The sequence below is a fragment of the Streptomyces cyaneus genome (assembly GCF_004028635.1).
GTDB classification, from domain to species: domain Bacteria; phylum Actinomycetota; class Actinomycetes; order Streptomycetales; family Streptomycetaceae; genus Streptomyces; species Streptomyces cyaneus.
Map to the genome: position 1 here is coordinate 112,394 of NZ_ML138680.1, position 9,583 is coordinate 121,976.

9 protein-coding genes are annotated in these 9,583 nt (G+C 70.6%); 6 read left to right on the plus strand and 3 right to left on the minus strand.

Annotated features, from left to right (window positions below; genetic code table 11):
* Nucleotides 1-5: 5 nt before the first annotated feature.
* Nucleotides 6-1,577: a bifunctional 3-(3-hydroxy-phenyl)propionate/3-hydroxycinnamic acid hydroxylase gene (locus tag EHO50_RS09035; protein ID WP_128429413.1), complete on the minus strand. Its 1,572-nt coding sequence runs from the start codon at nt 1,575-1,577 to the stop codon at nt 6-8.
* Between the two features lie 161 nt (nt 1,578-1,738).
* Between EHO50_RS09035 and EHO50_RS09040 the strand changes: the two genes are divergently transcribed.
* From EHO50_RS09040 to EHO50_RS09060, 5 genes are read left to right on the plus strand one after another with little or no spacing between them, the layout of a single operon-like run.
* Entirely contained in the window at nt 1,739-2,371 is a 633-nt protein-coding gene (locus EHO50_RS09040) for a TetR/AcrR family transcriptional regulator (protein WP_128429357.1), read from the plus strand.
* Entirely contained in the window at nt 2,368-3,156 is a 789-nt protein-coding gene (locus tag EHO50_RS09045; protein WP_128429358.1) for a 2-keto-4-pentenoate hydratase, read from the plus strand. The genes EHO50_RS09040 and EHO50_RS09045 overlap by 4 nt, the downstream gene beginning before the upstream one ends.
* A 41-nt stretch (nt 3,157-3,197) precedes the next feature.
* Nucleotides 3,198-4,166, plus strand: a complete 969-nt coding sequence (locus EHO50_RS09050) for an acetaldehyde dehydrogenase (acetylating) (RefSeq protein ID WP_128429359.1) — start codon at nt 3,198-3,200, stop codon at nt 4,164-4,166.
* Nucleotides 4,163-5,191: a 4-hydroxy-2-oxovalerate aldolase gene (gene dmpG, locus EHO50_RS09055; RefSeq protein ID WP_128429360.1), complete on the plus strand. Its 1,029-nt coding sequence runs from the start codon at nt 4,163-4,165 to the stop codon at nt 5,189-5,191. The genes EHO50_RS09050 and dmpG overlap by 4 nt, the downstream gene beginning before the upstream one ends.
* Entirely contained in the window at nt 5,188-6,234 is a 1,047-nt protein-coding gene (locus EHO50_RS09060; RefSeq protein ID WP_128429361.1) for an amidohydrolase family protein, read from the plus strand. The genes dmpG and EHO50_RS09060 overlap by 4 nt, the downstream gene beginning before the upstream one ends.
* Before the next feature lie 26 nt (nt 6,235-6,260).
* Here EHO50_RS09060 and EHO50_RS09065 read toward each other — a convergent pair whose 3' ends face one another.
* Nucleotides 6,261-7,421, minus strand: a complete 1,161-nt coding sequence (locus EHO50_RS09065) for a magnesium and cobalt transport protein CorA (protein WP_128429362.1) — start codon at nt 7,419-7,421, stop codon at nt 6,261-6,263.
* A gap of 161 nt (nt 7,422-7,582) precedes the next feature.
* Between EHO50_RS09065 and EHO50_RS09070 the strand changes: the two genes are divergently transcribed.
* Nucleotides 7,583-8,770, plus strand: coding sequence for a winged helix DNA-binding domain-containing protein (locus EHO50_RS09070; RefSeq protein ID WP_246101083.1), 1,188 nt, complete (start codon nt 7,583-7,585; stop codon nt 8,768-8,770).
* Nucleotides 8,771-8,786: 16 nt separating this feature from the next.
* Here the strand turns inward: EHO50_RS09070 and EHO50_RS09075 are convergent, their stop codons facing one another.
* Nucleotides 8,787-9,434 carry a LysE family translocator gene (locus EHO50_RS09075; protein WP_128429364.1) on the minus strand — a complete coding sequence of 216 codons (648 nt, stop codon included), beginning with the start codon at nt 9,432-9,434 and terminating at the stop codon, nt 8,787-8,789.
* Nucleotides 9,435-9,583 lie beyond the last annotated feature (149 nt).

Here is a 9,583-nt window from a genome sequence, read left to right on the forward strand (position 1 = left end):
TGTCCTCACTGGCTCGTGCTGGCGGTCGGCTGCGCTGCGGGAGCGAATCCGGCCGGGGGCGGCGGGAGTTGGGCGCCGGTGGCCGCGGCGGCGTACACGTAGGCGTCCGGTCGCAGGGCGAGGGTGGCCGCCCGGTGCTCGGCCATCCAGGCCAGCAGGACGCCGTCGCTGTCGACGAGGGTGCCGTCGGCCGGGCGGGACCCGGCCGGCGTGACGGTGAGCGCCGGAAGGTCCAGGCGGTCCCAGGCGGGCTGGGGAGCGGCCGGCCCCGCGTGCAGAAGCAGCCAGCGGCCGCCGAGCGCGTCGTCCAGCCGGACCCGTACGCCGTCGGGCCCGGTCACCCAGGGCTGGGGGATCTGGCGGCCGGACGCCCTGGTGCGGGGGCGGGCCTGCAGTCCGTCGGAGTAGTAGGCGACGGGTATCCAGCGCGAGTCCTGGAGCCAGTCGCCGAAGCCCGGCACATGATTCAGGGCACGCAGCGCGCAGTCGCGGACCCGGGTGACGGGCGGGCGCCGTTCGGTGATGATCCGCCCGACGAAGGCCGCCCGCTTGGTGATCTCCTTGACGTGGGGCTTGCGCTCGGTCTCGTAGCTGTCGAGCACGGTCTCGGGCAGTTCGCCGCGCAGCACCGAGCGGAGCTTCCAGCACAGGTTGGCCACGTCGCGTACGCCGGCGGCCATGCCCTGGCCGATCCACGGCGGCATGGCGTGGGCGGCGTCACCGGCCAGGAAGACCTTGCCGACCCGGAAGCGGGAGGCGAAGCGCACGTGGTGGCTGTAGACGGTGGCCCGCAGGATCTTGATGTCGTCCCGGCTGATCCCGTACCGGGAGACCAGCCCGTACACGGCGTCGTCGCTGGTGAGGTGCTTCTCGTCGTCGCCCGGCAGGATCGGGAACTCCCAGCGGTGGTGCCCGAGCGGGGTCGGGCAGTCGACGGCGGGCCGGGCCGGGTCACAGCGGAAGCGCAGCCGGTCGTGGTCCGGCCACGGCTTCAGCATCTCGGTGTCGATGACGACCCAGCGGTCCTCGTACGTCTTGCCCTCGTAGCCGATGTTGAGCTGCGCCCGGGTGAGGCTGGAGCCGCCGTCGGCCGCGATCACGTACGTGGCGCGCAGGCGGTGCACGGAGTCGTCGGCGGTGCTGACCACCGTCAGCTCCACGCCCGCCCCGTCTGCGGACTGGCGCAGCCGCAGACACTCGTGCCGCAGCAGCACCTCCACGTTCGGGTAGCGGGTGACCCCGTCGCGCAGGACCTGCTCCAGCGCCGGCTGGTAGATGAACATCTGCGGCGGATGCCTGTGTCCGCGCGGGGTGGGGTGCGCGCTGAGGAACGGCCGGCCGCGCGCGTCGACGAAGTCGAGGGGCCGCTCGGCCAGCATGTCCTGCTTCAGCCGGTCGGCCAGACCGGTGCGCTGCCAGATCCGCAGGACCTCCTCGTCGGTGGAGATCGCGCGGGCGCGGGTGTAGATCTCGGCGTCGCGTTCGACGACGACGACCCGTAGGCCCATCGCCCCCAACAGGTTCGCGGCGGTGACGCCGGTGGGCCCGTAGCCGATCACCGCCACGTCGTAGGTCATGTCTCCGGCTCTGAACTCGCTCACCAGGCACCTCGCTGTCGTCCCTGTCGCGGTGTGTTGCGAACACGTTGCTGTAGCGTTTACTACAGTTGGAACGACCGCTACGGTAAGGTGGGTGGAGAACGGGGTCAAGTGCCGGCAGGACAGGAAGGGCGCATCCGATGAGCAGGCCGCAGATGACGCGCAAGAAGCGGGCGAACGGGGTGGAGTCACGGCAGCGCATCCTCGACGCCACGGTGGAGATTGCGGGCGAGCGCGGTTACGAGGGCACGTCCATCGCGGCGGTCAGTGCCAAGTGCGGGCTGCCGGCGAGCTCGATCTACTGGCACTTCAAGGACAAGGACGACCTGATCGCCGCTGTCATCGAGCGCAGCTTCGAGACCTGGCTGGCAGCCGTCGAGCTGCCCGGCGAAGAGACGGGCACGCCGCTGGAGCGGGTCACCGTCATGGCGGCGAACGTGGCCAAGTCACTGGTCGACGCGCCGGACTTCCTGCGCCTCGGCCTGATGCTCGCTCTGGAGCGGCGGCCCAGCGAGCCCCGGGGCCGGACGGTGTTCCTCCAGGTCCGTGACATCGCCACCCAGAAGATCACCGAGGTGGCCGGGACCGTGTTCCCGGATCTGGACGAGGACGCCGTGCGCATGCTCACCACCTACGCCGTCGCCGGCGCCGACGGTCTGTTCGTGCACCGGGAGATCCACGGCGACGCCGTCGACCTGGTGGCGATGTTCGAGCTGCATGCACAGTTGGTCTGTGACGCGGCCGGCCGCATGGCATCGAGGAGCAAGGGATGACCCTGACCGCGCCACAGCGTGAGAAAGCCCGTCGGCTCCTGCGTGAGGCCGAGCATCACGTGGCGCCGATCGACCCGCTGTCGGCCCTGTTGCCCGGCCTGGAGCTGGCAGACGCCTATGCCGTCCAGCAGGGCAACATTGCCCGGCGCCTGGCCGACGGAGCGAGCATCGTCGGCCACAAGGTCGGGCTGACCGCGACCGCCATGCAGCAGCTTCTCGGCGTGGACGAGCCGGACTTCGGTCACTTGCTGGACGACATGGTCCACCGCGACGGCAGCAGCGTGCTCGCGGCACGCTACTGCCGGCCGCGCATCGAACCGGAGATCTGCTTCCGCCTCGCCGAGCCCCTGCGCGGACCGGGCATCACCGTCGAGGACGTCCTGGGCGCCACCGACGCGGTCGCGCCCGCGCTGGAGATCGTCGACAGCCGGATCCGCGACTGGGAGATCACCCTGGTCGACACGGTCGCCGACAACGCCAGCTCCGCCGGCCTGGTCTGCGGCCCCTGGACACCCCTGTCCGAGGTACCCGATCTCCCTGCCGTCCTCGTGGACCTGGTCGTCGACGGGGAGCGCGTCGCCTCGGGCAGCGGGAAGGAAGTGCTGGGCCATCCGGCGGCCGCGGTCGCCTGGCTGGCCAACACCCTCGCAGGCTTCGGCGTCACCCTGGAGCCCGGACACGTGGTGCTGCCCGGCGCAATGACCACCGCCCCCTTCGTCAGCGCCGGCCAGAAGATCGAGGCGCGCTTCAGCGCCCTCGGCCCGGTGTCGGTGACCTTCGTCTGAGGCACCCCCCGCCCTTCCCACACTCACACGAGGACTCCTTCATGCCTCCTGCCCCCGCCCCGTGGCCGGTCGCCGTCATCGGCTCCGGCAACATCGGCACCGACCTCATGATCAAGATCCTGCGTGGCTCCGGCGCGCTGACGATGGGAGCGATGGTCGGCATCGACCCCACCTCCGACGGTCTGGCCCGCGCCCGCCGTCTGGGCATCGCCACCACCGCCGACGGCGTGGACGGGCTCCTGGCACTGCCCGAGTTCGCCGACATCAAGCTGGTCTTCGACGCCACCTCCGCCACCGCCCACCAGGCGAACTGGGCCAGGCTGGAGCCCACCGGCGTCCGCGTCCTCGACCTCACGCCGGCCGCCGTCGGGCCGTACTGCGTGCCCGTGGTCAACCTCGACGCCCACCTCGACGCCCCGAACCTCAACATGGTCACCTGCGGCGGCCAGGCCACCGTCCCGATCGCCGCCGCGGTCGCGCAGGTCGCCCCCGTCGCCTACGCCGAGATCGTCTCCTCCATCGCCGCCCGGTCGGCCGGACCCGGCACCCGCGCCAACATCGACGAGTTCACCGAGACCACCTCCCGCGCCCTGCGCGAGGTCGCCGGCGCGCAGCGCAGCAAGGCCGTGATGATCCTCAACCCGGCCGAGCCGCCGCTGCTGATGCGCAACACCGTGTACTGCCTCATCGAGGGCGACTGCGACCACGCCGCCATCGAGAACAGCATCCTGGCCATGGCCGAGAAGGTGCAGGCCTACGTGCCCGGCTACCGGCTCAAGCAGAGGGTTCAGTTCGACGTGTACGGCCCGGAAAAACCCCTGTACATCCCGCAGACGGGCAAGTTCACCGGCACCAAGGTGACGGTGATGCTCGAAGTCACCGGCGCCGCCGACTACCTGCCCGCCTACGCCGGAAACCTCGACATCATGACCTCCGCGGCCGTCGCCGCCGCCGAGCGCATCGCCCAACACGCCCAGTACGCGCAGACCCCCGCGGGAGCCGCCCGATGAGCCGCCTCTACATCAGCGACGTCACCCTGCGGGACGGCATGCACGCCATCCGCCACCAGTACACGGTCGACCAGGCGGTCACCGTAGCCGCCGCCCTGGACGCGGCCGGAGTGGACTCCATCGAGGTCGCGCACGGCGACGGCCTAGCCGGCTCCTCCTGCGTGTACGGCTTCGGCGCCCACACGGATCTGGAGTGGATCGAGGCCGTTGCCGGCGCCGTGACCCGCGCGCGGGTCGCCACGCTGCTGCTGCCCGGCATCGGCTCCGTCCACGACCTGCGCGACGCCCACCGCGCCGGGGCATCTGTTGTCCGCGTGGCCACGCACTGCACCGAGGCCGACATCTCCGCCCAGCACATCGCGGCCGCGCGGGAGTTGGGCATGGACACCGTCGGCTTCCTGATGATGAGCCACATGACCGACTCCGCACACCTCGCCCGCCAGGCGAAGCTGATGGAGAGTTATGGCGCCACCTGCGTCTACGTCGTCGACTCCGGCGGCGCCCTGACCATGGATGGGGTCGCCGAACGCGTCGACGCCCTGCGCCAGACCCTCGATGCGGCCACCGAGATCGGCATCCACGCCCACCACAACCTCTCCCTCGGCGTGGCCAACTCCCTCACCGCCGTCGAACACGGCGCCCACCGCGTCGACGCCAGCCTCGCGGGCATGGGCGCCGGTGCCGGCAACGCCCCGCTGGAGGTGTTCATCGCCGCCGCCGACAAGCTCGGACACGCCCACGGCTGCGACCTGTTCGCCCTGCAGGACGCGGCCGACGACCTCGTACGACCGCTGCAGGACCGCCCCGTTCAGGTCGACCGCGAAACCCTCACCCTCGGCTACGCAGGCGTGTACTCCAGCTTCCTGCGCCACGCCGAGACCGCCTCTGCCCGCTACGGCATCGACGCGCGTGCCCTGCTCGTCGAGGTCGGACGGCGGGGCATGGTCGGCGGCCAGGAAGACATGCTCACCGACGTGGCGCTCGACCTGCTCACCGCCCAGAAGGCCCAGGAGGACGCCTCGTGACCGGCGCAGCGGGCCGGGTCGATGTCCACCAGCACATCGTTCCCTCCTTCTACCGGGACCTCCTCGCCCAGGCGGGCATCGCCGAGGCCGGCGGCCGTGAGCTGCCCGAGTGGAGCGCCGAGTCGGCCCTGGAGCTGATGGACCTGCTGGGCACCGCCACGGCGATCGTGTCCGTCTCCACCCCGGGCACCGGCTTCCTCACCGATCCGGGCGAGGCCGGCGACCTGGCCCGGCAGCTCAACGATTTCTCCGCGTCCCTCGCCGCCGAACACGCGGGCCGTTTCGGGTACTTCGCCACGCTGCCCATGCCAGATGTCGCCGCCTCCGCCGTCGAGGCCAAGCGGGCCCTGGACGAGCTGGGGGCCGACGGGGTCACCCTGCTCGCCAACAACCAGGGCGTCTACGTCGGCGCGGGCGGCCAGGACGAACTGTGGCAGACCCTGAACGACCGGGGCGCTGTCGTGTTCGTCCACCCCGCCGACCTCCCGGCACCCGCTGTCGACGGGATCCCGCCGTTCGCCGCCGACTTCCTCCTCGACACCACCCGGGCCGCATACCTCCTGGTCCGCAACGGCGTCGTACGCACGTACCCGAACATCCGGTTCATCCTCAGCCACGCCGGCGGCTTCGTGCCCTACGCCTCCCACCGCATGGCCGTCGCCATCGCCGGCGGCACCGGACGCAGCCCCCTGGACGTGCTGGACGACTTCCGCAGCCTCTACTACGACACCGCGCTGTCCTCCAGCTCCGCCGCCCTGCCCACGCTGCTCGCCTTTGCCCGCCCCGGACATGTCCTCTTCGGCAGCGACTGGCCGTTCGCCCCCGCCATCGCGAGCCAGTACTTCGCCAACGGCCTCGACAGCGGTGTCGACCCCGGTGTCCTCCAGGCCGTCAACCGCACCAACGCCGAATCCCTCTTCCCCCGCCCGACAGGCACTCCCGCACAGACTCCGGCCCGCCCGGCCCCGATGCGCCTGCGCCAAGCCGCCCAACGGGCCGCCGCCCGCCTCGTCTTCAAGCTCGTCCAACCCGGCACCGACTGAGACACTTGAAGAGCGATTGTCGGATGCTAGAGCCAGTCCCGCCGCTTGAAAATCACGTACAAACTGACGCAAACAACCCCCATCAGGCCGATCGCAAACGGGTATCCGAGAGGCCAGCCCAGCTCCGGCATGTGCTTGAAGTTCATGCCGTAAATCGTTCCGACCAGCGTCGGAGCGAACAGGATCGCCGCCCACGACGAGATCTTCTTGATCTCCTCGTTCTGCTCGAACCCCGCCTCCGCCAACGCCCGCATCTCCGCGTTCTGTTGTTGCGTGACCAGCGTCGCGTTCACCGTGAGGATTTCGGTGAGGGCCTGGCGGAAGCCGTCGACGCGTTCGCTGGTGTGGGTGACGTGGTCGGCGACGTCGCGGAGGTAGCGCTGCAGTTCCTCGTCCGTGCCGTATTTGGAGAAGCCGGCCATCAGGCCGTGCAGCATGCCGACCAAGGGGCGGGTGGCGCGCTGGAACTCGACCATTTCGCGGGAGAGTTCGTAGATACGGCGAGAGACCTCGGGGTCGCCGCGGAAGACCTCGGTCTCGATCTCGTCGATGTCGGTCTGGACGCCCACCACCACCGGCTCATAGCCGTCGACCACCGCGTCCAGTATCGCGTAGAGCACCGCCTCCGGGCCGAGTTTGAGCAGTTCCGGGGTCTCCTCCATGCGCCGGCGCACCGCCGACAGATCGGGGGCCGCGCCGTGGCGGACCGTGATCACGAAGTCGGGGCCGACAAACACGTGCAGTTCGCCGAAGTCGACCTCCTCGGGAGCGTCCAGGTAGCGGGCGGCGCGCAGGACCACGAAGAGCGTGTCGCCGTAACGCTCCAGCTTGGGCCGCTGGTGTGCCTCCATCGCGTCCTCGACCGCGAGCGGGTGCAGATCGAACTCGGCCGCCAGGGAGAGGAGTTCGGATTCCGTGGGGCGGGCCAGGCCGATCCATGCCATGCCGGAGGGCTGGTCGCGCAGTTCGCGGTAGGTCTCGGCGAGGGTGGCGGGGGAGGAGACCCGGACGCCGTCCTGGTACAGCGCCGCCTCCACGACGCTCGCCACCTCGGTGGTGTCGGAGGCCGCAGAGTGTGCCGGGGGTGCCGGCTCCGGTGGCTTCGGTGGCTGCGATGGAGTCACCGCTCGGCGCCAGACGGACTTCATGGGGTTCTTCGAGGCGGGGCGTGCGCGTCGCTCGGACATCGCGGCTGCCTCCCGGTTGGGGCGACGAATGCGTGTGCGTGATCACGGAGCAGGATATACGGGGCGAATGGCGCGGGTGGCGCGGGTGGGAGTGAGCCGATCCGGGATCCGGTGGGAATTGCGGACTGAAGTTGTCCGCAAGCCTCGCTAGCGTGCCGAGCATGACGAAGCGGACTACGACCAACGAGCAGACCTCGACCAACAAGCAGGCCTCGACCGAGCGGACCGTCGCCCAGCGCAGTACGAAACAGACCACGACCGCGGCGAGCCCTCAGCTCAGCACCCGCGCTCTCAACCGCGCCACCCTCGACCGGCAACTGCTGCTGCGCCGCTCGCCGCTGTCCGCGATGGCAGCCGTGGAGCATCTCGTCGGCCTGCAGGCCCAGGAGGTCAAGCCGCCGTACTACGCGCTCGCCGCCCGCCTCGACGGCTTCACGCCCGAGGAACTGTCCGGACTGCTGGCCGACCGTGCGGCCGTGCGCATCGTCACCATGCGCTCGACCATCCACCTGCACACCGCCGACGACAGTCTCACCCTGCGTCCGCTGGTGCAGCCCGCCCGGGACCGCGAGATCAACTACTTCCGCAAGGGCCTCGTCGGCGTCGACCTGGACCGGCTCGGCGTGCTGGCCCGCGAACTCGTCGAGGCCGAGCCCCGCACCATGAAGCAGCTGCGCGAGGCCCTCAGCGCCGAGTGGCCGGACGCCGACCCGCAGTCCCTCGCCGTCGCCGCCCGCTGCACGCTGCCCCTCGTCCAAGTCACCCCGCGCGGACTGTGGGGCCGCAGCGCCCAGGTCTCCCTCACCACCGCCGAACACTGGCTGGGCCGCCCCGCCGAGCCGGCCGCCTCCCCGGACGCCACGGTCCTGCGCTACCTGGCCGCGTTCGGGCCGGCCTCCGTGAAGGACATGCAGACCTGGTCCGGCCTGACCCGGATGCGCGCCGCCTTCGAACGGCTCCGCCCCGACCTGGTCACCTTCCGGGACGAGAGCGGCGTCGAACTCTTCGACCTCCCCGACGCCCCGCGCCCGGACCCGGAAACCCCGGCGCCACCCCGCTTCCTGCCCGAGTTCGACAACGTCCTGCTCTCCCACGCCGACCGCACCCGTGTGATTCCGCCCGCGAACCGTGGCCGCACCTGGCAGGCGAACACGGTCTACTGCCCCCTGCTCGTCGACGGGTTCCTCGTGGGCGTGTGGCGGATCCTCGGCGACGCCCTGGTCATCGAGGAGTTCACCGAGCTCACCAAGGCCCAGCGCGGGGAGGTGACCGAGGAGGGGGAGCGGATGCTGACGGTGATGCATCCGGACGCGTCGTACGACATCCGCTTCGGGACCGTCATCCCCTAGGCGATCAACCCAGTCGTCACTCAGCCCGACCCGTCACCGCGACCGTCACCCCGAGCCCGATCATCGTGCAGCCACCCGCTCCGCCTATCAGCGACAACCGGCGGTCGGAGCGGGCGAACCAGGTGCGGGCCGCCGACGCGGTCAGGCCCCACAGGGTGTCCGTGACCAGGCCGATGGAGATCGGGACCAGGCCCAACAGCAGCATCTGCAGCGGGACACGGCCCGCCGAGTGGTCCACGAACTGGGGGAGTACGGCGGCGAAGAACACCACGCCCTTGGGGTTGGTGACACCGACGAGGACGCCGTCGAGGACCGCACGGAGATCACCGCGTGAGGCTTCCGTCGGCTGGGCCCGTATCGCCGCCGCCCTCAACTCCTTGCGGTGCCGGAACGCCTGCACGCCCAGATAGACCAGATACGCCGCGCCGGCCAGTTTCACCGCCAGGTAGATCGTCACGGACCGCTCGACCAACGAGCCGATGCCGACCGCGACCGCAACCACCAGCAGATACGAGCCGAAGACATTGCCGAGGGCGGTCGCCACGGCGCTGCGCCGGCCATGGGCCAGGGCGCGGCCGATGACGAACAGGACACTCGGCCCCGGGATCACGATCACCAACACCGACATCGCGGCGAAGGCCAGCAAACGGTCTGCGGACACCATGCCCATCACCCCCATCCGTCAGCCATTCAAACAGGCCCCACTGACAGCGGACATGGATAGGGGGCGTTGCGGGCCGCTCGTGGAGGCCCGCAACGCCCCCTGGTCTTGGACCGGTGGGGTGCTCAGGAGTCCCGCGGGGGGCCGTTGCC